This window comes from Variovorax sp. dw_308, assembly GCF_019207085.1.
GTDB lineage: Bacteria > Pseudomonadota > Gammaproteobacteria > Burkholderiales > Burkholderiaceae_C > Variovorax.
In genome coordinates this window covers 71,424-96,609 of the sequence record NZ_JAATOM010000008.1, presented here as the reverse complement: position 1 = coordinate 96,609, position 25,186 = coordinate 71,424, and the positions used below count along the sequence as shown (strand labels likewise).

Here is a 25,186-nt window from a genome sequence, read left to right as displayed (position 1 = left end):
CCTAGCCTCCCGATATTTTTCTAACCCGCCTCAACGCCTCAATACTCCAGAATACGCGAGCATTTAACTTTTTTTCTGATGCGATTTTGTCTGTCATGCCATTTTCATCAGTAAATCCGTGCATGAAATCACCATCATCAAGTTCAATGAAATATCGAACTCCTTTTTCCGGGCGCCCTGAGGTCGAATTCAAGAAACGAAAGGATTCTTCGTAGCTCGCCTCACTGAGATTCCCTGGCAACTTCTGAAGGGTCGTATAGCTTTTGTCCGGCCCCACAAACGCCTTGCTCGTCCCCTTCACATCAAGCAGCCCCGGCATCTTCAGGATGATGTTGGCCCCATCCAGCGTGATGCTGGTCTGCCCGCCCTTCAGCGTGATCTTCTCCTTGGCCAGCACGTGGATCTCGTCGGTGCTGCTTGTGACGGTGAAGCCCTCCTTGGACAGCCATTCCAGCTCGTCGGTGTGGGCCTGGATCGAAACCGGGCCGTCCTGCGCGATGACCTGGATGCCGCCCTCGGCTGCAAATAGGCCCACGCTCTTGGCCGCTGCAAGGCTCACCGTTTTGCCTGCGGCCAGATGGGCTTGTTGTTGAGATGTCCAGTGGATGGCATCGCCTGCGTAGATGATGCTGCTCGCCGGGGTGGCGAGGTTCAGGCTCGTGTTGGCGTCCAGCACCATCAGGGGCCGGGCGAAGGCCGGGACTGGGTGCTTGTCTTCCCGGCTGTCGACACCGCCGCCGTCGGGGCTTTTGGCGCTCTGGCCGTTGACGGTGTCTGGGTAGTGGCCGTTCTTCTCCGGATCGAGGTCGTCCAGCAGCGGTTGCAGCCTGTCGTTGGCTTTCAGCGCCAGTGCTTCGGCACCGCTGGCCGCATCCGAGAGTCGCTCCGCCGCCTGCTTGCCCGCTTCGAGTTGCCCTCTCGCGCTGGTCGTGTCCTGCGTAGTGCCCTGACCCCGGTTCTGCGCCACCGTGGAGATCAGGAAACCTTCGCCCGCCCGCACCGCCACCCACGCGTCCGAGCGCAGTTCAGCACCCGTGCCACGCCAGGTGCCGCGACTGGCCGATTCAGGCGCCTGCGCGTTCAGGTGCCCCAGGTTCAACTGGCTCGCTGCATTGGAACTGGCCAGCCGGGTGCGAACCTGTCCTGGCGCGTCATCCGTCATCCACTGGTTGAAGCCCGACCCATCCAGGCTCCTGCTGTGCCAGCCCGAGAGCACCCCGGGGTGGTTCGCGCTTGAGTCGACCCCGGCCGACCACGGCGGCAGGTCCTGCGCATTGAAGAGTTGATGCGCAATCACCGGCCGGTCGATGTCGCCTTCGATGAAGACCAGCAGGACTTCAGTGCCCTTCCTCGGCAGATGATGGTGGCCCCAGTTGGGGCCGGCCAGGGATGTTGCGACTTGGACCCAGACAGAGGCAGCAGTACTCACATGGCGACCGGCCTGCACCAAGGTGCCCTGCCGGTTGTACTGGCGCAGGTAGTCCGCCTCGCTCTGGCGTTGCGCCTGCCAGGCGAACCTGACTTGCACCCTGTGGTCGCGCTGGGTGTGGACAGCCGTGTTCGGGTCGTCGTCGCTGCCGCCGACCACGATGGCGATCATCGACTCCGGGGCGGTGGGCTTCTGGATCAAGACCGGAGCGATCTTTGCTTCGCCGGGGTGGGCCTCGAAGGTGTTGCGGTAGCTGCCCTTCTCGATGTCGGTGGCTTCGAGGATGTCGGCGGCTTGCGTGCCGAGGTTGTTGGCCGCTTCATGGCGAACAGCCAGGCAGGTGAACTCCTGCTGGTCGCCATCGACGCCGTAGCGGTCGTGCTGGCTGAGCTTGAAGCGCTGCCCGGCGGCGAGCACGCGCACGCTGCCTTGGCCCTGGTAGCGCTTGATGCGCGATTCGTGGGCGAGCAGCAGCGCCTCGGCGAGTTGGTGGGCGGCGTCGCCCGTGGCGTAGCGGTGGGCGCCGGCGCCGTCGTGGTTCTCCAGGACGGGGATGTCGCCGAGGTCCAGGTTCGTGCTGCTCTGGCCGGCCGGCGCATGCAGGGTGTCGGTGCGCCAGGCGCTGCGGGTGATGCTGTTGGGGGCCATCTGGCGCTTGGCGGACCAGTGGGTGATGCTGTCGCTGACTTCGGTGGCGCGCACGCCGTGGAAGCGGATGGGAGACAGAGGGCAATCCGGCAACTTCGCATGCGCGTCGAAGATGACCAGGCGATGGCGCGACGGGGAGACTTCGGTGCTGGAGGACGAGCGTTCGGTCTGCTCGTGCTCGAACCGAAAGCTCAGGCTCGCCTGGGCGAGCAGGCGCCGCACGAAGGCCAGGTCGGATTCGCGGTACTGCGTGCAGGTCGGCAGCACCGGCAGCTCCCGCAGCACCGAGAAGCTGAAGTTGGCGACGGGATAGTCCGCGAAGACTTCGCTGACGATCTCGCGCACGCTCTTGTTGGCGTAGACGAAGGAGTCGCGACGCAGGCCGAGTTGGGCGAGCCAGGGTTGCAGGTGGAAGCGATAGCGTTCGACACCGCCATCGCCGCCCAGCGCATCGACGCCGATCAGTTGGCCGTGCCAGGCGCGCGTGCTGCCGTCGGCCAGCAGCAGGCGCAGGGTCACCTCCTCGCCAATCAGTTGAACCGGATCGAACACACCGGAGGTCGCCAGCACGTCGACGGTGAAGTCGAAGAGGCTGTTGACCGACTCAAGCCCGGTGAAGCGCTCGACCACGATCGAGTCATTGGCGACCTTGGCCGCCTCGGGCACGGTGAGCGTGATGAGCCGCGCATGCTGCGAAAGCACCGCGACATTCAGCCCGCTGATCTCCCAGACCTGGGAGCCGGGGGCCGGCATGAACGGGGGCGAAGATAGATCTGACATGGCTGCCGTCGTGATATGGAATCCACGGGCAGCTGCGCTTTGGCTCGACGCATGTCGGCGCGCTCTTGACTACCCTCCCTTGACGCGCTTTGCGCGCGCCGGGGGCATGGTAGCGCATCGAATTGTCAACATTGCCTGCCAACCTCCACTGCATTGGCGAGGCAATGTACTTCTCGCGTGTGGCAGCAGATTTACTGCACGACAACGGCGCCGGTTCTCCCCGCCGCCTCGCCGACCACCGCCGGTGCGTCCCAGCCACCGCCCAGCGAGCGGATCAGCGCGACCGTCGCCTGGTATTGCGCCGACTTCACCTGCAGTTGCTGGCGGCGGTTCTGCAGTTCGCTGCGACGCGCATCGAGCAGGTCGAGTTGGCTGACGTAGCCATTGCGGTAGCGCGCATCGCTCAGCACGGTCGCACGGCGGGCCGATGCCACGGCGCGGGCCTGCACCACCGACTGCTCGTCGAGCAGTCGCAGCGCCGCGAGCTGGTCTTCCACTTCCCGGAACGCGACCAGCACCTGCTCGCGATAGCTCACCAGCGCCCCGTCGAGCTGGGCCGATGCGCCCTTCACGCCGGCTTCGCGCCGGCCGCCGTCGAACAGCGGCAACGACGCCAGCGCACCGATGCCCCACGATCGGGCCGACCACTGCAACAGGTCGCCGAGGTCCGTCGACGCGTATCCACCGGCGCCTGTCAAAGCGAAGGTGGGGAACCATGCCGCCTTTGCAACGCCGACGCGTGCCTGCGCGGCTTCCGCGGTTCTCTGCGCGGCGGCGATGTCCGGCCGGCGTTCGAGCATGGTCGAAGGAAGTCCCGCGGGAATCGACGGCAGGGCAGTCGTCCATTCGACGGTGCCAACGCTGAACTCCGAAGGCAGTGCGCCGGTGAGCACCGCGAGCGCATGTTCGAGTTGCGCGCGCTGGCGATCCAGCGCCAGCGCGTCGGATTCGTTCGACGCCAGTTCGGTCTGCACGCGCACCACGTCGAGTTCGGCCAGGTCGCCGGCACGGTAGCGGCTCTGGGTCACGCTCAGCGTGCCGCGGTAGGCCTCGACCGTGTCGCGCACGATGGCGCGTTCGGCGTCGAGCGCACGCAGTGCAAGGTAGCTCTGCGCCACTTCAGCCTGGACCAGCAGGCGCGCGCTGTTCAGCAAGGCTTCGCGCGATTGCGCGTCGAGCGCGGCGGCGTTGCTGGCACCCGAGAGGCGGCCGAACAGGTCCACTTCGTAGGACACCGTCGCGCCGGCGGTGATCAGCGTCGCCGCCCGCTTGCTGCCGTCGCCGCGGTCCAGGCCGGCGCCCCGGATGCCGCCCGCGCCGAGGCCGACTTGCACCGAGCGATCGGCATCGACCGAACGCGCGAGGGCGCGCGCCTCGGCCAGGCGTGCCGCCGCCTGCTGCACGCTGGTGTTGGCGATGGCCGCGCGCTCGACCAGGGCGTTGAGTTCGCTGTCGTTGAAGACGCGCCACCAGGTGCCGTCGGTTTGCGCGGGAGCACTTGAGGCAGTGGCGGTCACCTGCTCCTTGAACTGTGCCGGCGTCGTGACGCCCGACGACAAGTCCGCAGTCGAAGCGCAACCGGCCAGCACGAGGGCAGCAACCAGCGGCAGCAATGCACCGCGAAGGGTGGAAGAAATACGGTTCGTTGTCATGGTTGGAACTCCTGCCTCATTCACTCGTTCGTTCGTTCATTCATGCGACTGGTGCGGCGCCGCCGGCTGTGCATGCTGCGCGCCACCCCCGGCGCCCGTCTTGAACGCTTCGAGATGCGGCACCTCGCCATGCAGCTTGAGCGGCTTGTTGCCCGTCAGCTTGCGCAGCACCACGTAGAACACCGGTGTCAGGAACAGGCCGAAGGCCGTCACGCCGATCATCCCGGCGAACACCGCGACGCCCATTGCGCTGCGCATCTCGGCGCCGGCGCCGGTCGCGAGCACCAGCGGCAGCACCCCCATCACGAAGGCCAGCGACGTCATCAGGATGGGCCGCAGGCGCAGCCGGCTTGCCTCGATCGCGGCCTGTATCGGCGTTCGCCCGGCAAACTCCAGTTCCCGCGCGAACTCCACGATCAGGATCGCGTTCTTCGCACTCAGCCCGACCAGCACGATCAGCCCGATCTGCGTGAACACGTTGTTGTCACCCCCCGATATCCAGACGCCGGTCATCGCGGCGAGCAGGCCCATCGGCACGATCAGGATGATCGCGATCGGCAGCGTCAGGCTTTCATACTGCGCAGCCAGCACCAGGAACACCAGCAGGATCGCCAGCGGGAACACGAGGAACGCGGAGTTGCCGGCCAGGATCTCCTGGTAGGTCAGCTCGGTCCATTCGAAGCCGATGCCCTTGGGCAGCGTCTCGGCCGCGATGCGTTCGATCGCGTCCTGCGCCTGGCCCGAGGAATAGCCTGGGGCCGGCCCACCGTTGATGTCGGCCGCGAGGTAGCCGTTGTAGCGCATGGCACGCTCCGGGCCGAAGCTGGACGACACCTTCATCAGCGCCGACAGCGGCACCATCTCGCCCGCGTTGGAGCGCACCTTCAGCAGCCCCACGTCCTCGGCGCGCGCGCGGTACGGCGCATCGGCCTGCACGCGCACGCTATAGGTGCGGCCGAACTTGTTGAAGTCATTGGCGTAGAGGCTGCCGAGATAGATCTGCATCGTGTCGAAGATGTCCGTCACCGGCACGCCGAGCTGCCGCGCCTTGGTGCGGTCGATGTCGGCATAGAGCTGCGGCACGTTGACCTGCCAGCTCGTGAACAGGCCGGCCAGTTCGGGCGCCTTCTGCGCCTTGGCCATGAAGGCCTTCACCGCCGCGTCCATCTGGTCGTAGCCGAGCGAGGCGCGGTCTTCCAGCTGCAGCTTGAAGCCGCCTGTGGTGCCCAGGCCCGCCACCGGCGGCGGCGGGAACATCACGATGAATGCGTCCTGGATGCCGGCGAACTGCTGGTTCAACTGGCCCGCGATGGCGCCGCCGCTCTGGTCGACACGCTTGCGTTCGTCGAAGGGCTTCAGCGTCGCGAACACGATGCCGGAGTTCGAGCTGTTGGTGAAGCCGTTGATCGACAGGCCCGGGAACGCGATCGCGTCCTGCACGTTCGGGTTCTTCTTCATGATGTCGCCCATGCGATGGATCACGTCCTCGGTGCGGTCCAGCGTGGCGCCGTCGGGCAGTTGCGCAAATCCGATCAGGTACTGCTTGTCCTGCGCCGGCACGAAGCCGCTGGGCACGGCCTTGAACAGGCCGAAGGTCACGCCGACCAGCGCGAGGTAGACCACGAGCATGATCGTCTTGCGCGAGATCACACCCTTCACGCCGGTGCCGTAGGCCTCCGAGCCGCGATGAAAGAGCTTGTTGAAGCCGCGGAACAGCCAGCCGAACACACGGTCCATGCCGCGCGTCAACGCGTCCTTCGGCTGGTCATGGCCGCGCAGCAACAACGCCGCTAGCGCGGGTGACAGCGTCAGCGAATTGATCGCCGAGATCACCGTCGAGATCGCGATGGTGACCGCGAACTGCCGGTAGAACTGGCCCGTCAAACCGCTGATGAAAGCCAGCGGCACGAACACCGCGACCAGCACCAGCGCAATCGCGATGATCGGCCCGGACACTTCCTTCATCGCACGGTATGTCGCCTCGCGCGGCGTCAGCCCCGCCTCGATGTTGCGCTCGACGTTCTCCACCACCACGATCGCGTCGTCCACCACGATGCCGATCGCCAGCACCAGCCCGAACAGGCTCAGCGCGTTGATCGAGAAGCCCAGCACATGCAGCACCGCGAATGTCCCGATCACCGAGATCGGCACGGCCAGCAGCGGGATGATCGACGCACGCCACGTCTGCAGGAACAGGATCACCACCAGCACCACCAGCGCGATGGCTTCGAGCAGCGTGTGCAGCACCGATTCGATCGATGCGCGCACGAACTGCGTCGGGTCGTAGGCAATGCGGTACTCCACGCCTTCGGGCATGTTCTTGGCCAACTCGGCCATGGTCTTGCGCACGTTGGCCGAGATGTCGAGCGCATTCGAGCCCGGCGCCTGGAACACGCCCATGCCGACCGCAGCGTCGTTGTTCAGCAGCGAGCGCAGCGAATAGTCGGCCGCGCCCAGTTCGAGCCGGCCGATGTCGCGCAGCCGCGTGACCGCGCCATCGGCACCGGTCTTCACGATGATGTCGCCGAACTCTTCCTCGTTCTGCAGGCGGCCTTGCGCGTTGATCGACAACTGCATGTCGACACCGTTGAGCCCCGGCGATGCGCCGACCACGCCAGCCGCGGCCTGGATGTTCTGGCTGCGGATCGCGGCGACCACGTCGCTGGCCGAGAGGCCGCGCTGCGCGACCTTCTGCGGGTCGAGCCACACGCGCATCGAATACTCGCCGCCGCCGAAGATCTGCACCTGCCCCACGCCCTGGATGCGCGCAAGGCGGTCCTTCACGTTCAGCACCGCGTAGTTGCGCAGGTAGTTGATGTCGTAGCGGTCATTGGGCGAGACGAGGTGCACCACCATCGTCAGGTCGGGCGCGCTCTTCACGGTCGTGATGCCGAGGCGGCGCACTTCTTCCGGCAGGCGCGGCTCGGCTTGCGAAACGCGGTTCTGCACGAGCTGCTGCGCCTTGTCCGGATCGGTGCCGAGCTGGAAGGTCACCGTCAGCGTCATCACGCCGTCCGTGGTCGCCTGGCTGCCCATGTAGAGCATGCCTTCGACCCCATTGATCGATTCCTCCAGCGGCGATGCCACGGTCTCCGCAATCACCTTCGGATTCGCACCCGGGTATTGCGCGCGCACCACGACCGAGGGCGGCGCGACTTCCGGGTATTCGGAGATCGGCAGGTTGCGCAGCGCGATCAGGCCGGCGATGAGCATCAGCACCGACAGCACGCCCGCAAAGATCGGCCGGTCGATGAAGAACTTGGAAAGGTTCATGTTGTTCTTTCAGGAAGCGCGCGAGACGCTCACGAGTTCGAGGCCAGCTTCGGTGCAGCCGGCGCTTGCGCCGTCGCATCCATCGGCACGGTCTGCGGCGCCACCAGCGCGCCGGGGCGCACATGCTGCAGGCCGTTCACCACCACGCGCTCGCCCGTCTTGAGGCCGCTGGCCACCACGCGCAGGCCATTGGCCGGCGCGCCGAGCGTGACTTCGCGGTACTCGGTCTTGTTGTCGCCGTTCACCACCATCACGAACTTCTTGTTCTGGTCGGTGCCGATGGCGCGTTCGCTCACCAGCATCACGTTGCTGCTCTTGGCCTGGCCCATGCGGATGCGGGCGAACTGGCCGGGGATCAGCGCACCGTCCTTGTTGTCGAAGGCGGCGCGCACGCGCACCGTGCCGCTGCGCGCGTCGACCTGGTTGTCGATAAGTTGCAGCTTTCCTTCGATGGGTGTGCCGGTGCTGGCGGCCGTGCCCATCTGCACGGGAATCTGGCCGATCAGGTTGCGCGCGCTCGCGCCGCCCGGCATGTCCCGCAGTGCCTTGACGATCACGGACTCGTCGGCATCGAAGCTCGCATAGATCGGGCTCACCGATACGAGCGTGGTCAGCACCGGCGCGCCGGGGCCGGCTGCCACGAGGTTGCCCACCGTCACTTCGATCTTGCCGATGCGGCCCGACACCGGCGCCTTCACCTGCGTGTAGCCGAGGCTCAGCCGCGCGGTCTGCAGGGCGGCCTGCGCGGCGCGCAGGTTGGCCTCCGCTTCGCGCTTGCCATTGCTGCGCTCGTCGAACTCGCGTTGCGCGATGGCCTGCTCATTCCACAGCCGGGCGGCGCGCACCTGTTCGCTCTGCGCCTGCGACACGCGCGCCTGTGCGGCTGCGACCTGCGCTTCGGCGCGATCGACGTCGGCGGCATAGGGCGCGGGGTCGATGGTGATCAGCAAGTCGCCCTGCTTCACCAGCGAGCCTTCCTTGAAGTGCACGGCCTGCACAGCGCCGGCCACGCGCGAGCGCACGTCGACGCGCTCGACGGCTTCGAGCCGGCCCGAGAACTCGTCCCATTCGGTGATCTCGCTATTGCCGACAGTGGCCACCGACACGGGGATCGCCTGAGGCGCCGGCGGCGGGTTGCTGGCATCCACCCTTTCGGTGTGCAGGCCCACGAAGAGCACGCCCGAGGCAAGGGCCACGGCCGCGGTCAGCGCCGTCACCGTCGGCCAGAGACCCTTGCGCGCCACGGAGGAAATTTGTTGCTTGGTCATGATGTTTCGTCCTTTTGGGTCAATTTCGGGAAAGCGATGGCTACCCAGCGCTCATGGCGCTGGAAAGCGTTTTGTTCTGGTTAACGAGGCCGAGGTCTCCGTCGGCCGGGAATGCAGCGGCTGGCGCTGTGCGCCAACTCAGTCGTCTGTCGGGGTCAATCCGCCGGGGGCGGCGTCGTCGCGCTGAAGAACTCGCGGAAGTGCTGCTTCACCGTCACCGCGCAAGGGCACTCGCCAGTGGCCCCCTGCGTCAGCGACTCGGCCCACTGCGAAGCGGGCGGCAGCACGATGCTCTGCACTTCATTGCCGGCCGCGCGCAAGCGGCCCGCATACGTCAGCGCCTCGTCACGCATCGCGTCGTCCTGCCCGACCAGCACCAGCGTGGGCGCCAGCTGGCCGAGCCGCAACGACGCACCGGGCACCGCATACGGATGCATCGCATCCTTCGGCTTGCCAAGGTACTTCGCCCATCCGGCCGCCCACTTGCACTGCGCCACGTCGTCCGTCGCCTTGCGCAGCGACGGCGTGCCGGCGCAAGGGTCCAGCATCGGCGACAGCAGGATCTGGCCGGCCAGCGGTGGATGCCCGCGATCCCGCGCGATCAGCGCCACCGCGGCAGCCAGGTTGCCGCCGGCTTCTTCGCCGGCAAGGAACACCCGTGCACCCTTGCCGCCCAGCTTCACACGGTTCTTGTAGAGCCACTCCAGCACATCGAAGCCCACCTCGATCGCGCCCGGAAAGGGGCTCTGCGTTGCCAGCGGATAGGCGAAGGACACGACCACCGCACCGATGTCGGCCAGCAGCCGCGCCACCATGCGCCCGTCGTCCAGGTCGCCGCAGACGAAGGTGCCACCATGGAAGTGCAGGATCAGCGGCGAGGCGGCCACGCCGGAGCGCGTGCCATAGATGCGCACCTTGACCGGGTCCCGCTTCGGCAGTTCGATCTTCATGTCGCACTCGGCCACGCCCGGCGCTTCTGCGTTGGCTGGCTGGGACGATGGGCGGGGTGACATGGCGCGTACCTGTGAAGGGTCAATACAAAACTGCGATGGTTGGATATTAGGCGCTGCCAGGCCCTTGAAAACAGCGCCAAACCTCTCACTCTGTTTCCGTCCGACGAACAATCGCGGGTTTTCTTGCGTGTGAGAATCCCGCTCCCCCGGCCGCCTGGCCTGGGTTTCAGGAGCTGACCCCATGGACCCCATTCACGCGATGCGCGCCTTCGTTCGCGTCGTCGAAGCCGGCAATTTCACCCGCGCGGCCGATTCGCTCGACCTGCCCAAGGGCACGGTCACCAAGCAGATCCAGGCGCTGGAGGAGCGCGTCCAGGTGAAGCTCCTGAACCGCACCACGCGCCGCGTCACGGTCACGCCGGACGGCGCTGCCTACTACGAGCGTGCCGCCCGCCTGCTGAACGACTTCGACGACCTGGAGTCGAGCATGACCAACGCGCAGGCCAGTCCCAAGGGCCGGCTGCGGGTCGACGTCGGCTCGTCCACCGCCAAGCTCATCATCATTCCGGCGCTGCAGACCTTCTGCGACCAGTACCCCGGCATCCAGGTCGACCTGGGCGTGACCGACCGGCCGGTGGACCTTATCGGCGAGAACGTCGACTGCGTGATCCGCGGCGGCGAGTTGCAGGACCAGTCGCTGGTGGCGCGCCGCATCGGCACGATGCCCTTCGTCACGGTGGCTTCGCCGGCCTACATCCAGCGCTACGGCATGCCGCAACATCCAAGCGAGCTGGAGAAGCGGCACCACGTCGTCGGTTTCTTCGCGTCGAATTCGCGGCGCAACTACCCGCACGAGTTCAACCGGGGCGATGAGCGCATCGAGCTGTCGGTGACGTATCGCGTGTCGGTGAACGAGAGCAACGCGCACCTGGCGTCGGTGCTGGCGGGCTTCGGCATCTCGCAATGCGTGAGCTTCCAGGCCGTGCCGCACATCGAGAAGGGCGAGCTGGTCGAGGTGATGCCGGAATGGACGCGCGATCCGTTGCCGGTGCACGTGGTGTACCCGCCCAATCGCCACCTGAGCCCGAAGGTGCGGGCGTTCGTCGACTGGGCGGCGGAGCTGTTCGCGAAGCATCCGCAGCTGCAGCGGACCTGAGCCGGCGCGGCGGTCAGTCGCCGGAAAAAGAGCCGCGTCTGGCGACCGCGCGGCTGTTCCGACTATTCCCGATGGGCCACATCGCGCGCCCGTCCGCCCATGAAAAAGCCCCGCGTCGCGGGGCTTCGAATTGGCTGGATGCGCGCTCAATGCGCCAGGATCTTGTTCAGGAAATCCTTGGTCCGCGGCTGGCGGTTCTCCGGATGGCTGAAGAACTCGTCCTTCGAGCAGTCTTCCAGGATGCGGCCGCCCACGTCGATGAAGATCACGCGGCTCGCGACCTTGCGCGCGAAGCCCATCTCGTGCGTGACCACCATCATGGTCATGCCTTCCTTGGCCAGCGTCACCATCACGTCGAGCACTTCGCCGACCATTTCCGGGTCCAGCGCCGAGGTGGGTTCGTCGAACAGCATCACGATCGGGTCCATGCTCAGCGCACGGGCAATCGCCACGCGCTGCTGCTGGCCGCCGGAGAGCTGGCCAGGGAACTTGTCCTTGTGCGCCATCAGTCCCACGCGGTCGAGCATCTTCAGGCCGCGCGTCTTGGCTTCCTCCGCGCTGCGGCCCAGCACCTTGATCTGCGCGATCGTCAGGTTCTCGGTCACCGACAGGTGCGGGAACAGTTCGAAGTGCTGGAACACCATGCCGACCTTGGAGCGCAGCTTGGGCAGGTTGGTCTTGGGATCGTGCAGCGCGATGCCGTTGACCGTGATCTCGCCCTTCTGGAATGGCTCCAGCGCGTTCACCGTCTTGATCAGCGTCGACTTGCCCGAGCCCGACGGCCCGCACACCACGACCACGTCGCCCTGCTTGATGCTGACCGAGCAGTCGTTCAGCACCTGGACCGGGCCATACCACTTGGAAACGTTCTTGATTTCAATCATTTCTTAACTCCGATCATCTGATGATGGCGATCTTCTTGTGCAGCCGCTTGACGAAATACGACAGCGTGTAGCAAAGGATGAAGTACACGACGGCAGCCAGCAGGTAAGCCTCGATCGGCCGCCCGAAGTTCTTGCCCGCCGTCTCGAAGCCCTTGAGCAGGTCGTAGGCGCCGATGGCATACACCAGCGACGTGTCCTGGAACAGGATGATGGTCTGCGTGAGCAGCACGGGCAGCATGTTGCGGAACGCCTGCGGCAGGATCACCAGCTTCATCTGCTGGCCGTAGCTCATGCCCACCGCCTGCGCCGCATGGACCTGGCCGCGCGGAATCGACTGGATGCCGGCACGCATGATCTCGCTGAAGTACGCGGCCTCGAAGGCGATGAAGGTGATCACGGCGGAGATTTCGGACCGGTAGTTCACGCCCACCTTGCCGAAGATCGCGTAGAACGACGCCGGCATCAGCAGGAAAAACCACAGGATCACCATCACCAGCGGAATGCTGCGCATGCCGTTGACGTACAGCGCCGCCGGCGCATCCAGCCACTTCTTGCCCGACAGGCGCATCAGCGCGAGCAAGGTGCCGAAGATCACGCCACCCACCGTGGCCACCACCGTCAGCATCACGCTGAAGTAGAAGCCCTTCAGCACGAAGCTGCTGATGACGTCCCAGTTGTAGAAGGAGAGGTCGAGATGCATCATGATCAGTGTCCCCCGCCGCCGGCCGAGACGATGAAGCCGGGCACGCGGGTCTTCCTCTCGATGTACGACATGATCCGGTTGATGGTCAGTGCGGAGATCACGTAGAGCACGGTCACCGCCAGGTACACCTCCACACCGCGCGAGGTTTCTTCCTGGACCTGCATGGCGTACATCGTCATCTCGGAGATCGACACAGCGAAAGCCACCGACGAGTTCTTGAAGATGTTCATCGTCTCGCTGGTGAGCGGCGGCATGATGATGCGGTAGGCCATCGGCAGGATCACGTAGCGGTAGTACTGCGGCGTGGTGAAGCCCACCGCCATGCCCGCGTAGCGCTGGCCCTTGGGCAGCGCCTGGATGCCCGAGCGAACCTGCTCTGCGATACGCGCCGATGTGAAGAAGCCCAGCGCCAGCACCACCAGGATGAACGGCGGCACGCCCTTCATGAACGGGACCAGGGCTGGAATCACGTGGTACCAGAGGAAGATTTGCACCAGCAACGGGATGTTGCGAAACAACTCGACCCAGGCATTGCCGAATCGAACCAGCCAGGGGTTGTCGGGCAGTGTGCGGATGATGCCGACCAGCGAGCCCAGCACGAGGGCCACCACCAAGGCCACCAGGGCGACGGACACCGTCCAGCCCCAGGCACTCAGCATCCATTCCCAGTAAGTCGGGTACTTGCCCCCGGGATCCTCTGTTAGCCAAGCCCAGTTTCCCATCGGGAATCTCCTCTGTACGTCGAAAGTTGGCGAGCGCCCTTGTGAAGTAAGACGCCCGCCGAAAGGGCGGGCGTCCTGCAAGTCAGCGTCGCAGTGCGATCACTTCTTGACCTGGTAGTCTTCCATCGGCTTGTCGTTCGGATTCGCCCAGGCGTCCTTGGTCGCGGCCGACAGCGGCAGGTTGACGGTGACGTTCGCCGGGGGGATCGGCTTCAGGAACCACTTGTCCCACAGCTTGTTCAGTTCGCCGCTCTTGATCTGGCCCTTGATGCTGTCGTCCACGGCCTTCTTGAACGCCGGGTCGTCCTTGCGGATCATGATGGCGATCGGCTCGACGCTCAGCACTTCACCCACGATCGCGAAGTCCTTCGGTGACTTCGACTTGGCGATGTTGGAAGCCAGGATCGAGCCGTCCATCACGAAGGCATCGGCGCGGCCCGATTCGAGCAGCAGGAAGCTGTCCGAGTGGTCCTTGCCATAGAGTTCCTTGAAGTCGATGCCGCCGGCGCGTTCGTTCTTGCGCAGCGTCTGCACCGAGGTCGTGCCGGTGGTGGTGGCCACGGTCCTGCCGTTGAGGTCCTTGATCGAGTTGATGCCCGAATTGGCCTTGACCGCGATGCGCACTTCTTCCACGTAGGTGGTCACGGCAAAGGACACGTCCTTGGCGCGCGTGGCATTGTTGGTGGTGGAGCCGCATTCGAGGTCGACGGTGCCGTTCTGCACCAGCGGCACGCGGTTCTGCGAGGTCACTGGCTGGTACTTGGTTTCCAGCTTCTTGCCCACGGCCTTCTCGAGGTCCTTGATGATGTTGGCGCAGATGTCGTAGTGAAAGCCCGTGTACTGGCCGTTGCCCAGCGTGTACGACAGGCCCGACGATTCGCGCACACCTTCGGTGATGACGCCTGAGGCCTTGATCTTGGCCAGCGTCTCCTCCGCGAACGCGCCGCCAGCGGCCAATGCCGAAATGGCAAGCACCAGAATCTGTTTCTTCATGAAGGCTCCTTGAATAAAAAGGTGGAAATCGTCTGAAATTTTAAGCATTCACGTTTTCGGGAATACCCGTGTCCCGCATTTGGTGCGCGGGGCACCCTCCAGGATCGACGCGTGAGGTGATTGTCACCTAGTGTTAAGCAGGCTTTGTGCCCGAAGGCTGCGCCGCCGGCGGCACCGGTGTGACTAATCGCACGGGCTGCGTCAGGTGCTCGGGCACGAGCAAGGCGGCCATCTGCTCGCGCGTCATGATGCCCAGCGCCTCGGCCACTTCGTCGATGGCGCCGCCGGACTTGAGCGCCGTCTTGGCGATCAGCGCAGCCTTTTCGTAGCCGATGATCGGGTTCAGCGCCGTGACCAGCGTGACCGACTCGCGCACCCGCTTGGCCAGGAACTCGCGGTTGGCCTCGATGCCTTCGACGCAATTCTTCTGCAGCGTGACGCAGGCGTTGCCCAGGTGCTGGATGCTCTTGAACAGGCTCCAGCCCATGATCGGCTCGAAGGCGTTGAGCTGGAGCTGGCCGGCCTCCGACGCCATCGTCACCGTGATGTCGTTGCCGATCACCTCGAAGGCGACCTGGTTCATCACCTCCGGAATCACCGGGTTGACCTTGCCGGGCATGATCGACGAGCCGGCCTGGCGCGCCGGCAGGCGGATCTCGCCGAAGCCGGCCTGTGGGCCGCTGGAGAGCAGGCGCAGGTCGTTGCAGGTCTTGCTGAGCTTGGTGGCCACGCGCTTGAGGACGCCCGAAAGCTGCACGAAGGCGCCGGTGTCTTGCGTGGCCTCGATCAGGTTGGCCGCCTGCTTCAGCGGCACCTCGGTCTGCTCGGCCAGGTACTGGCAGGCCAGGTTGGCATAGCCATGCGGCGCGTTGATGCCGGTGCCGATGGCGGTGGCGCCGAGGTTGATTTCCTCGATCAGCGCGCGGGCTTCGGCCAAGCGCTCCTCGTCCTCGCCGATCATGATCGCGTAGGTCAGGAACTCCTGGCCCAGCGTCATCGGCACCGCGTCCTGCAACTGGGTTCGGCCGATCTTCAGGATGTCGCGGAATTCCAGCGCCTTGGCCTCGAAGCTCTTGCGCAGGTCGGCCATGCAGACCAGCAGCCGGCCGATGGCGAACCACAGCGCCAGCCGCACCGCGGTCGGATACACATCGTTGGTGCTCTGCGACGCGTTCACATGGTCGTTCGGATGCAGCACGTCGTAGCTGGCCTTGCCGTGGCCCATCTTCTCCAGCGCGAGGTTGCAGATCACCTCGTTCGCATTCATGTTGGTCGAGGTGCCGGCGCCACCCTGGATCACGTCGACCACGAACTCGTTGAGCAGCTTGCCTTCGATCAGGTCCTCGCAGGCCAGGATGATCGCGCCGGCGCGATCCCGGTCGAGCGCACCCAGGTCCGCGTTGGCGCGCGCCGCCGCCTTCTTCACATGGGCTAGCGCGCGCACCAGGTCGGGCATGGCCGAGATGCGGGTGCCGGAGATCGCGAAGTTCTCGACCGCGCGGGCCGTGTGCACGCCCCAGTAGGCGGCGACGGGAATCCGCTTTTCGCCGAGGAAGTCGTGTTCGGTGCGGAAATTGGAATCCATGGCTGTACCTCGGCTTGAAGAAGTGCGGCGACTGTAGATTCGCATGCCGGCCAGCGCCAATGCCGTATGCGGGGGCCGTCATGCACGGCTGACATGGATGCTCAGAACCTGAGAATGAATTGGACGTGTGCGTGCCTGGCCGATTCGTTCGCGGGTTCTTCAGCTCGCGCCGTCGCGTGCGACCGCCACCGGATGGGCCCGCAGATAGGCCCACAAAGCATCGGCCGCGCTCTTGCCAGCCGGCGCGGCCTCCGCGGCGGCGCCCTTGCCGCGACCCGAAGTCTTTGCAGCCGGTGGGGCGCTGGGCAGTTCGCGGTAGGCCTGTATCTCCAGCGTGACATCCAGGCCCTGGACCTCCGGCGGCAACGCGCTCACCAGCCTGCGCGCCTTGACCTCGCGCCGCACCGCGCTCTCCGGCAGGAAGGCGATGCCATGGCCCTCCAGCGCCATCACCTTGAGGCCCTCGGCCATGTCGGTCTCATACACGCGATCGAGATGGATGGCCGTGCCCGACTCCTTGAGCAACTGGTCCACCACGCGCCCCAGGTAGGCGCCCGGCGCATAGCCGAGGTACGGCAGCGGGCGGCCGGCGCGGCCCGGCAGCCGGTAGCGCGGGGCGCCATCGGCATCGGGCTTGACCCAGGCCGACACGCGTTCGTTGCCGAGGCTGACCATCTCGTAGCGGTTGGCATCGAGCTGCAGCGGCTGCGAGGGATGCTGGTAGGAGATGAGCACGTCGCAACTGCCCTCCACCAGGCGCAGCACCGCGTCGTGCACGTTGAGCGCGATGAGCCGGCTCTTGATCGGCCCGAAGCGCTCGCGCAGCATCGTGACCCATGCCGGAAAGAAGGTGAAGGCCAGCGTGTGCGGCACTGCGAATTCGATGACGTCCTGCGCCGCCGCGGTGTGGCCGCGCAGCATGGCGCGTGTGCTTTGCAGCCCCTGCAGCATTTCGAGCGCCTGGCCGTAGAGCGTCTGGCCCGCGGGTGTCAGGCTGGTGGGATAGGAGGTGCGGTCGACCAGGTCGGTGCCGGCCCAGCCTTCGAGCGCCTGGATACGACGCGAGAACGCCGGCTGCGTCACATGCCGCAGTTGCGCGGAGCGGCTGAAGCTGCGCGTTTCAGCCAGACTGACGAAATCTTCCAGCCACTTGGTTTCCATAGGTCGGAGGATTATGTTCTTCCGGCATGGGGCTGAAACGCCTTGTGGAGGCAGGGAAAACGCCGAATGCGCCCGGTTTGCAGCCGGTTGCGACAGGACTACGATGCCCGTGCCATGCCAATCACAGAACTGAACGAACTCAGCGCCACCGAGCTCTCCCGCCGCATCGCACGCCGCGAGGTGTCCTGCGTCGAGGTCATGCAAGCCTCGCTCGCGCGCATCGACGCCCTCAACCCACGCTTCAACGCGATCGTCTCGCGCCGCGACGCAGACGCCTGCCTGGCCGATGCCCGAGAGCGCGATGCGCAACTCGCGCGCGGCGAGCGCATGGGCTGGATGCACGGCTTCCCGCTCGCGGTAAAAGACCTGAGCCACGCGATCGGACTGCCCACGTCGATGGGCTCGCCGCTCGCGCCGAAGACGCCGGCGCGCACCGACAGCATGCATGTCGCCCGCGCACGCGCCGCCGGCGCCGTCATCATCGGCAAGACCAACACGCCCGAGTTCGGCCTGGGCTCGCACACCTACAACCAGGTCTTCGGCATCACGCGCAATGCCTGGGACCCGGGCAAGACCGCCGGCGGCAGCAGCGGCGGTGCGGCAGTGGCGCTGGCGCTGGGCATGCTCCCGGTGGCCGACGGCAGCGACATGATGGGCTCGCTGCGCAACCCGGCCGGTTTCAACAACGTGATCGGCATGCGCCCATCTCGCGGCCGCGTGCCGGGCTCCCCCGACGACGAACTGTTCTTCCAGCAACTGGGCACGGAGGGGCCGATGGGCCGCACGGTGGAAGACACGGCGCGGCTGCTGTGCGTGCAGGCCGGCTTCGATGCCCGCCTGCCGCTGTCCATGACCGACGCCCTGCCCTCGGCCGACGCGCTCGACCTGGATGGCGACGTGAAGAAGGGCCTGCGCATCGGCTGGCTCGGCAGCATCTGGCCGGACCTGCCCATCGAGGACGGCGTTCGCGAGCTGTGCGAAGCCGCATTGCAGACTTTCCGCGCGCTGGGCTGCGAGGTCGAGCCCTGCGTGCTGGACGTTCCGCGCGAACAGAACTGGACCGCCTGGCTTCGCCTGCGCCAACTCATCGTCAGCGGCAAGCTCAGCGTGCTGGGCGCCGACCCCGCCTACCGCGCGCACATCAAGCCCGAGGCGCTGTGGGAGATGGAACAGGGCAAGCAGCTCGATGCCGCGTCGCTGCACCAGGCCTCGGTGTTCCGGTCGAACGTCTATCGGGCCTTCGCGCGGCTGTACGAGCGCTTCGATTTCCTGGTGGCCCCCACCGCCCAGATGTTCCCCTTCGATGCCGAGATGCACTGGCCACCACAAGTGGCCAACGTGCCCAGCAAGACGTACCACCACTGGATGGAAATCGTCACGCCCTTCACGCTGGCCGGCGTGCCGACGCTGAACCTGCGCGCGGGCTTTGGCGTGCAGGGGTTGCCAATGGGGTTGCAGCTGGCGGGGCCGGTGAATGCGGACCTGGCGGTGCTGCGGCTGGGGCATGCGTATGACCAGGCATGCGAGTGGTCGGCGTTGCAGCCGCCGGTGCTGGCGTTGGGGTTGCCCGGCTGAAATTGCCCCGCTGCGCGCAGCGCCCGAAATGCGATGGGCGCGGGCGCAAACGGGGAGAACCTAGACCAGATACGTCTCAGCCAACAACGCCCAGTAAGCCGCGCCGATCGGCAGGTTGCTGTCGTTGAAGTCGTAGCCCTGGTTGTGCACCATGCATGCGCCGTGCTCGTCGCCGCGGCCGTTGCCGATCATCAGGTACGACCCCGGACGCTTTTCCAGCATGAACGCGAAGTCTTCGCTGCCCGTCACCGCCTTGGCTTGCGCTTCCACATGCTCGTCGCCGACCAGTGCGCGGCCGATGCTGCGTGCGAATTCGGTTTCCTCCGGCGTGTTGACCAGTACCGCGTAGCCCTTTCGGAAGTCGATCTCCGCGCGCACGCCGAAGCTCTCGGCCTGCCCGATCACGATCGCCTTCAGGCGCTGCTCGATCAGCACCCGCATTTCGCGCGTCAGCGCGCGCACGCTGATCTCCATCGTGACCGTCTGCGGAATCACGTTGTTCGCCTTGCCGGCATGGATCGCGCCCACCGTCACGATCGCCGTCTCCTGCGGGTCGGCATTGCGCGACACGATGGTCTGGAGCGCCATGATGATGCTGGCAGCCGCGACGATCGGGTCCTTTGCATAGTGCGGCATCGCGCCATGGCCACCCACGCCGAACAGCGTCACCGTCGCGTAGTCGGACGACGCCATCGTCGGGCCTTCGCGAAACGCCAGGTCGCCCTGGCGGCGGCCGGGCATGTTGTGCATGGCGTAGATCGAATCGCAGGGGTACTTCTCGAACAACCCGTCGTCCATCATGCGCGTCGCGCCGCCCATGCCTTCCTCGGCCGGCTGAAAGATCAGGTTGAGCGTGCCCGAGAAGTCGCCCTCTTGCGCCAGGTACTTGGCCGCGCCGAGCAGCATCGCCGTGTGGCCGTCGTGGCCGCATGCATGCATGATGCCGGGCCTCTTGCTGCTGTAGGCCAGCCCGGTTTTTTCCTCGACGGGCAGCGCGTCCATGTCGGCACGGATGCCCACGCTGCGCGAACCGCTGCCGCGCTTCAACCGACCGACCAGGCCGGTACCGCCAAGGCCGCGCTCGACCTGATAGCCCCAGGCGCCGAGCCGCTCTGCCACCAGCGCGCTGGTGGCGTGCTCCTCGAAGCCGAGTTCGGGATTCTCGTGGATGGTCTGGCGCACCGTGATGAACTCCGCGGCGTGCTGGTGCATGTACTTCAGGTAATGGTCCGGTGTCTTGGGCATGATTTGTCGAGCGTTGATTCGTGGTTCTTGAGAGGGAGCGCCGGCCCGGTTCAGGGGCGCAGGGCCATCGTCGCGGGCAGCCGTGTCCAGGGCAGGTCGCCCGGCTCCACCGCCATCGGGCCGGCGGCCTTGGCGACGAGGATGGTGCTGGCGATGGGTGTGAAGTCGGCGCGGAAGTGCACCGAACTCTTGTTGACGAGGATCTTCATTTCCTCGGGCTCGATGCCGACGTAGCGGAAGAACTCGCGGTCCAGCATCTGTGTCTTCTGCGAGCTCACCACGACAAGCACGCCGTCGACGTCGAGGCAGGCGCTGGGGCCGAGCGACACCTTGCTGCCGCGCCCCATCGGGCCCTTCATCATGACCTTGCCATCGCTGAGCTTGCGCACGACGGCGCGCACCGGCACCGGCGGATCGCTGAACTGGCCGGCCCAGGTCGGCACCGACTTGCCCAGCGTCACATCGAGTTGCGCGCCCTCGCCTGCCGCATGCGCGGCAGCGGCGGCCTCGGGGTCGAACAGCAGGCCGATTGCCACCTGGCCCGGCATGCGTTCGCCGGCCTTGAGCGCGAGCAGCGCGCGCAGCATGCCGGTGGTGTTGCTGTCGCCACCGGCGCCGGAGTTGTCCTGCGTATCGGCAATGACCACGGGCTTGCTGGCGTCTGCGGCCAGCGCCATTGCCTTGGACACCGCCGCCTCGGGCGAGAGGATGTCCAGGATCCATTGGCTGCGCGGCTGGTCGGCGCGCTCGAACAGCGCCTGCACCGCTGCCTCGGCCTCGTCGCCATAGCCCCAGACCACCGGCCCGCATTCGGCGATGTCGGCCGCCGGAAAGCCCATGGCAAAGCTCAGCACGCAGTCATGGCGCGCATCGAGCGACTTCAGCGTCTCATACACCCCGTCGGCCGGCGCCATCATGGTGCACTGCGCGTTGAGCGAGAGCAGGAAGGAGAGGCGGCGCACCGCCATCGGCTCCTTGCTGCCGCGCGCCAACCGGCGCTCCAGCAACTTGGCGGCCAGCCGGCCGGTGTCGGCCGTGTCTACGTGCGGATAGGTGCGGTAGGCGACCAGCGCATCGGATACGTCGAGCATCTGCCGCGTCACGTTGGCATGCAGGTCGAGGCTGGCCACGATCGGCACCGCCGCGCCCACGCGCGCGCGGATGCGCGCGAGCAGTTCGCCTTCCGGGTCTTCCAGGTGCTCGGTGACCGCGGCGCCATGCAGGTCGAGGTACACCGCATCGACGGGGCCACCGGCCAGCGCCGCGAGCAGGTCTTCGTCGATCGCCGCGGCGATGCGTTCGAAGGCGTCCTGCGTGACGTGCGCCGAGGGCACCGCGCCGGCCCATGCCGACGGCGCCAGCGACCAGCCCCGTTCCTCGGCATGGTCGATGAAGCCGCTGATGGGCAGCGTCAGTCCGCGGTAGGCGTCGATGATGGCCTGGCCACGCCGGTACGGCGGGAAGGCCGAGCCGGCTTCGAAGGCGGCCCAGTCGGCCTTGGTGGGGGCGAAGGTGTTGGTTTCGTGCTGGAAACCGGCGATGAAGACTCTCAATTCAGGTCCTTTTTTGGTTGGGCAGATTTTTTCTGGATTCGCTGCGGCGCGGATCAGCTTCGGGCGAACGCGAAGTCGCGGCCCGGCGCTGCCGCCAGCAGTCGCCGCGTGTAGTCCTCCTTCGGCTGGAAGAACACCTCCGCCACCGCACCCTGCTCCACGATCTTGCCTTGATGCATGACGATCACGCGGTCGCAGATCTGGCTGGCCACGCGCAGGTCGTGGGTGATGAAGAGGATGCCGATGTGGGTCGCGCGCTGGATCTCGTCGAGCAGCCTGAGGATCTGCGCCTGCACCGATACGTCCAGCGCCGATACGGCTTCGTCCGCGATGATCAGCTTGGGCTTGCAGGCCAGTGCGCGCGCGATCGAGATGCGCTGGCGCTGGCCGCCCGAGAACTCGCTCGGATAGCGGCGCAGCGCCTCGGGCTTGAGGCGCACCAGGTGCATCAGGTCCTCGGCTTCCTTCCAGGCCTGGTCGCGGCTCACGCCGAAGTTGAGCGGGCCTTCGATGATCGAATCGCCCACCGTCTGGCGTGGGTTCAGGGAACGGTACGGGTCCTGGAAGATCACCTGCACGTCGCGCCGATAGGGCGACAGGCCGCGTCCCTTCAGGTGCGCGACCGATCGCCCGCTCGCATGGATGTCGCCCGAGGTCGGATCGATCAGCCGCGCAATGCAGCGCGCTACGGTCGACTTGCCCGAGCCCGATTCGCCGACGATGCCCACGGTCTCTTGCGGCCGCACCTTCAGCGACACATCGCGCACCGCATCGACGCGGCGGCGCTTGCCCGGCCAGGAGCCGGTCACGTAGGTCTTGCAGATGTTCTTCGCGTCGAGCAGCGGTTCCACGTCGGCAATGGGCAGGCGCGACTGCGAGGCAAGTTCGGGCACCGCATCGAGCAGCATCTTGGTATAGGGCTCGCGCGGACGCGTCAGCACCTCGTGCTTGTCGCCCTTCTCGATCATGTGGCCGAGTTGCAGCACCACCACCTCGTCCGCGATCTCCGCCACCACGCCGAAGTCGTGCGTGATGAACAGCACCGCGGTGCCGTTCTCCGTTTGCAACTCGAGGATGAGCTTGAGGATCTCGGCCTGGGTGGTCACGTCGAGCGCGGTGGTCGGCTCGTCGCAGATCAGCAGCACGGGCTTCAGGATCAATGCAATGGCGATCACGATGCGCTGGCGCTGGCCGCCGCTCAGCTGGTGCGGATACGAGGCATAGATGCGCTCGGGTTCCGGCAACTTGACGCGCGCCATGATCGCGAGGATCTTCTGCCGCCGTTCGGCTGCGCCCATCTTCACGTGCTGCACCAGCATCTCGTCGATCTGGTCGCCGCAGGTCATGACCGGGTTGAGCGCGGTCATCGGCTCCTGGAACACCATCGCCATCGAAGGGCCGCGCAGGTTGCGAAACTCGTTCTGCGGCGCGCCCACGAGTTCCTTGCCTTGCAGCTTGATCGAACCCGCCGTGGGCGCCAGGCCCGAAGGCAGCAGACCCATGATCGCGTTGGCGATCACCGACTTGCCGGAGCCCGACTCGCCGAGCAGGCAGACGATCTTGCCGGGCGGCACGTCGAAGGAGATTTTCTCGACCGCATTGGGACGGTCGGCGCCGCGCGGCAGCGAGATGGCGAGGTCGCGCACCGCGAGGACGGGCGTGGGCGAAGTGGATGGATTCATGGCTTCATTCACCGCGCTTGTTGAACTTGGGGTCCAGGGTGTCACGCAGCCCATCGCCCATCACATTGACCGACAGCACCGTGAGCGCCAGGAAGATGCCCGGAAACAGCACGTTGTGCGGGAACTGGTTGAACTGCGCACGGCCCTCGGCCATGATGTTCCCCCAGGTCGCCATCTCGGCCGGCAGGCCGACGCCGAGGAAGGACAGGATGGCCTCGACGAGGATCGCCGTCGCGCACACGTAGGTTCCCTGGATGATCATCGGCGCAATGGCGTTCGGCATGATGTGCTTGAAGAGGATCTTCCAGGTCGGCGTATCGAGCGCGATGGCCGCTTCCACATACGGCTCCTCGCGCACGCTCAGCACCACCGCCCGCACCAGCCGCGCCATGCGTGGAATCTCCGGCACCGCAATGGCGAAGATCACGATCGGCAGCGTGCCGCCGAACAGCGCCACCAGGCTCACGGCGAAGAGGATGCCGGGGATGGCCATCACGCCGTCCATGAGCCGCATGACGATGCCGTCGAGCTTGCGGAAGTAGCCGGCCAGCAGGCCGACCGAGAGGCCGAACACCAGCGTGAACAGCGCCACCGCGATGCCCACCGTGATCGACACGCGCGCGCCATACAGTGTGCGGCTCCAAATGTCGCGGCCCAGGCTGTCGCTGCCCATGACGAACATGTGCTCGAAGGTGTTGCCGTCCAGGCTGTTGAACTCGCCGCGCGTGCCGGGCAGCAGGTTGGCGCTGCCGGGATCGATCGCGCCGGGGTCGATGGTGCCCAGCAAGGGCGCGGCGATGCCCATGACGATGAGCACCATCAGCACGCAGCCGCCGATGCGCACCGACCAGTTGTCGAGCACGCGCTTCCACAACGGGCGGCGCTTCCTGGAAGGGGTCGCCGCTTCGACGGGCAGGGGTGCCTCGTCGAGCGCCGAAATCATGTCGGTCATGTCGTTGATTTCCTCGACCTGCGGTCAGTAGCGGATGCGTGGATCGAACACCAGGTAGCTGATGTCGACGAGCAGGTTGACGGCGACGTAGATCACCGAGAAGAAAAGCGTGATGCCCTGGATCAGCGGGAAGTCGCGCGACAGCACCGCATCGACCGTGAGCTGCCCCAGGCCCGGGATCGCGAACACCGACTCGGTCACCACCACGCCCCCGATCAGCAGCGCGATACCGATGCCGATCACCGTGACGATCGGCACCGCCGCATTCGCGAGCCCGTGCTTGATGAGCACGCGCGCCTCGGAAATTCCCTTGGCGCGCGCCGTGCGCACGTAGTCCTCGGTCATGGCCTCGGCCACGGCTGCACGCGTCACACGGGCGATCAGCGCCACGTAGATGATCGACAACGTGATCGCCGGCAGGATCAAATTGCGCAGCCACGGCCCGACGCCGTCCCCTATGCGGTTGTAGCCCTGCACCGGCAGCCACTGCAGCTTGAGCGCGAAGATCCAGATCAGCACGTAGCCGATCACGAAGGCCGGTATCGAGAAGCCCAATGCGGAAAATCCCATCAGCCCGCGATCGAGCCAGCCGCCGTGCCGCCAGGCGGCGATCACCCCCAGCGGCACCGCGATCAGGATGGTGAGCACCAGCGTGACGCCGGCCAGCGAGACGGTGGGCTCGATGCGCTGGCCGATGAGTTCGGTGACCGGCTTCTTCATGAAGAAGGACTCGCCCAGGTTCCCCTGCACCACCTTCCAGCTCCAGCGCGCGAACTGCGTGGGCAGCGCGTCGTTGAGGCCGAGGGTTTCGCGAACCTTTTGCAGGTTCTCGGCGCTGGCGTTGTCGCCGACGATGTTGGCCGCCGGATCGCCCGGCGCCAGCCGCGTCATGAGAAACACGATGAGGGCCACGACGACCAGCACCGGAATCGTGGCGACGATGCGCCGCAGGAGAAAGCTGAGCATGGCGCT

The 25,186-nt window shown here is 66.1% G+C and carries 18 protein-coding genes; 2 read left to right on the top strand and 16 right to left on the bottom strand.

Features of this window, described 5'->3' with window-relative positions:
* Nucleotide 1: 1 nt before the first annotated feature.
* The 5 genes from HCU76_RS17615 to HCU76_RS17595 all read right to left on the bottom strand — a co-directional run bounded on the left by HCU76_RS17615 (nucleotide 2) and on the right by HCU76_RS17595 (nucleotide 10,063).
* Nucleotides 2-2,743 carry a type VI secretion system Vgr family protein gene (locus HCU76_RS17615; RefSeq protein WP_213952906.1) on the bottom strand — a complete coding sequence of 914 codons (2,742 nt, stop codon included), beginning with the start codon at nucleotides 2,741-2,743 and terminating at the stop codon, nucleotides 2-4.
* Nucleotides 2,744-3,048: 305 nt separating this feature from the next.
* Nucleotides 3,049-4,509 (bottom strand): efflux transporter outer membrane subunit, encoded by a 1,461-nt coding sequence (locus tag HCU76_RS17610; protein WP_213952905.1) that lies wholly within the window; start codon nucleotides 4,507-4,509, stop codon nucleotides 3,049-3,051.
* A gap of 36 nt (nucleotides 4,510-4,545) precedes the next feature.
* Entirely contained in the window at nucleotides 4,546-7,782 is a 3,237-nt protein-coding gene (locus HCU76_RS17605; protein ID WP_213952904.1) for an efflux RND transporter permease subunit, read from the bottom strand.
* A 29-nt stretch (nucleotides 7,783-7,811) separates the two neighbouring features.
* Nucleotides 7,812-9,050, bottom strand: coding sequence for an efflux RND transporter periplasmic adaptor subunit (locus tag HCU76_RS17600; RefSeq protein WP_213952903.1), 1,239 nt, complete (start codon nucleotides 9,048-9,050; stop codon nucleotides 7,812-7,814).
* 155 nt (nucleotides 9,051-9,205) lie between these two features.
* A complete protein-coding gene (locus HCU76_RS17595) occupies nucleotides 9,206-10,063 on the bottom strand; it encodes an alpha/beta hydrolase (RefSeq protein WP_213952902.1) in 858 nt (285 codons plus the stop codon).
* A gap of 181 nt (nucleotides 10,064-10,244) precedes the next feature.
* Here HCU76_RS17595 and HCU76_RS17590 point away from each other — a divergent pair, with 181 nt between their 5' ends.
* Entirely contained in the window at nucleotides 10,245-11,159 is a 915-nt protein-coding gene (locus HCU76_RS17590; RefSeq protein WP_213952901.1) for a LysR family transcriptional regulator, read from the top strand.
* A 146-nt stretch (nucleotides 11,160-11,305) separates the two neighbouring features.
* On the opposite strand, the gene HCU76_RS17585 is transcribed toward HCU76_RS17590, so the two are convergent.
* The 6 genes from HCU76_RS17585 to HCU76_RS17560 all read right to left on the bottom strand — a co-directional run bounded on the left by HCU76_RS17585 (nucleotide 11,306) and on the right by HCU76_RS17560 (nucleotide 17,207).
* Nucleotides 11,306-12,043, bottom strand: coding sequence for an amino acid ABC transporter ATP-binding protein (locus tag HCU76_RS17585; protein ID WP_213952900.1), 738 nt, complete (start codon nucleotides 12,041-12,043; stop codon nucleotides 11,306-11,308).
* A gap of 13 nt (nucleotides 12,044-12,056) precedes the next feature.
* Nucleotides 12,057-12,746, bottom strand: a complete 690-nt coding sequence (locus HCU76_RS17580; RefSeq protein ID WP_213952899.1) for an amino acid ABC transporter permease — start codon at nucleotides 12,744-12,746, stop codon at nucleotides 12,057-12,059.
* 2 nt (nucleotides 12,747-12,748) lie between these two features.
* Entirely contained in the window at nucleotides 12,749-13,468 is a 720-nt protein-coding gene (locus tag HCU76_RS17575; protein ID WP_213952898.1) for an amino acid ABC transporter permease, read from the bottom strand.
* A 99-nt stretch (nucleotides 13,469-13,567) separates the two neighbouring features.
* Nucleotides 13,568-14,461, bottom strand: coding sequence for an amino acid ABC transporter substrate-binding protein (locus tag HCU76_RS17570; RefSeq protein WP_213952897.1), 894 nt, complete (start codon nucleotides 14,459-14,461; stop codon nucleotides 13,568-13,570).
* A gap of 133 nt (nucleotides 14,462-14,594) precedes the next feature.
* Complete coding sequence (locus HCU76_RS17565) at nucleotides 14,595-16,046, bottom strand: aspartate ammonia-lyase (protein WP_213952896.1); 1,452 nt, start codon at nucleotides 16,044-16,046, stop codon at nucleotides 14,595-14,597.
* 159 nt (nucleotides 16,047-16,205) lie between these two features.
* Entirely contained in the window at nucleotides 16,206-17,207 is a 1,002-nt protein-coding gene (locus tag HCU76_RS17560; RefSeq protein WP_213952895.1) for a LysR substrate-binding domain-containing protein, read from the bottom strand.
* Nucleotides 17,208-17,321: 114 nt separating this feature from the next.
* On the opposite strand from HCU76_RS17560, the gene HCU76_RS17555 reads away from it, so the two are divergent.
* Entirely contained in the window at nucleotides 17,322-18,782 is a 1,461-nt protein-coding gene (locus HCU76_RS17555; RefSeq protein ID WP_218510170.1) for an amidase, read from the top strand.
* A 60-nt stretch (nucleotides 18,783-18,842) separates the two neighbouring features.
* Here HCU76_RS17555 and HCU76_RS17550 read toward each other — a convergent pair whose 3' ends face one another.
* From HCU76_RS17550 to HCU76_RS17530, 5 genes are read right to left on the bottom strand one after another with little or no spacing between them, the layout of a single operon-like run.
* Nucleotides 18,843-20,027, bottom strand: coding sequence for a M20 aminoacylase family protein (locus HCU76_RS17550; protein WP_256354254.1), 1,185 nt, complete (start codon nucleotides 20,025-20,027; stop codon nucleotides 18,843-18,845).
* A 50-nt stretch (nucleotides 20,028-20,077) separates the two neighbouring features.
* Nucleotides 20,078-21,580: a M81 family metallopeptidase gene (locus HCU76_RS17545; protein WP_218510169.1), complete on the bottom strand. Its 1,503-nt coding sequence runs from the start codon at nucleotides 21,578-21,580 to the stop codon at nucleotides 20,078-20,080.
* Between the two features lie 53 nt (nucleotides 21,581-21,633).
* Nucleotides 21,634-23,262: an ABC transporter ATP-binding protein gene (locus tag HCU76_RS17540; RefSeq protein ID WP_213952892.1), complete on the bottom strand. Its 1,629-nt coding sequence runs from the start codon at nucleotides 23,260-23,262 to the stop codon at nucleotides 21,634-21,636.
* A gap of 4 nt (nucleotides 23,263-23,266) precedes the next feature.
* Nucleotides 23,267-24,205 (bottom strand): ABC transporter permease, encoded by a 939-nt coding sequence (locus tag HCU76_RS17535; RefSeq protein ID WP_256354265.1) that lies wholly within the window; start codon nucleotides 24,203-24,205, stop codon nucleotides 23,267-23,269.
* A gap of 33 nt (nucleotides 24,206-24,238) precedes the next feature.
* The gene (locus HCU76_RS17530) at nucleotides 24,239-25,180 is read right to left on the bottom strand and encodes an ABC transporter permease (protein WP_218510167.1); all 942 of its coding nucleotides are present in this window, start codon (nucleotides 25,178-25,180) and stop codon (nucleotides 24,239-24,241) included.
* Nucleotides 25,181-25,186: the final 6 nt, after the last annotated feature.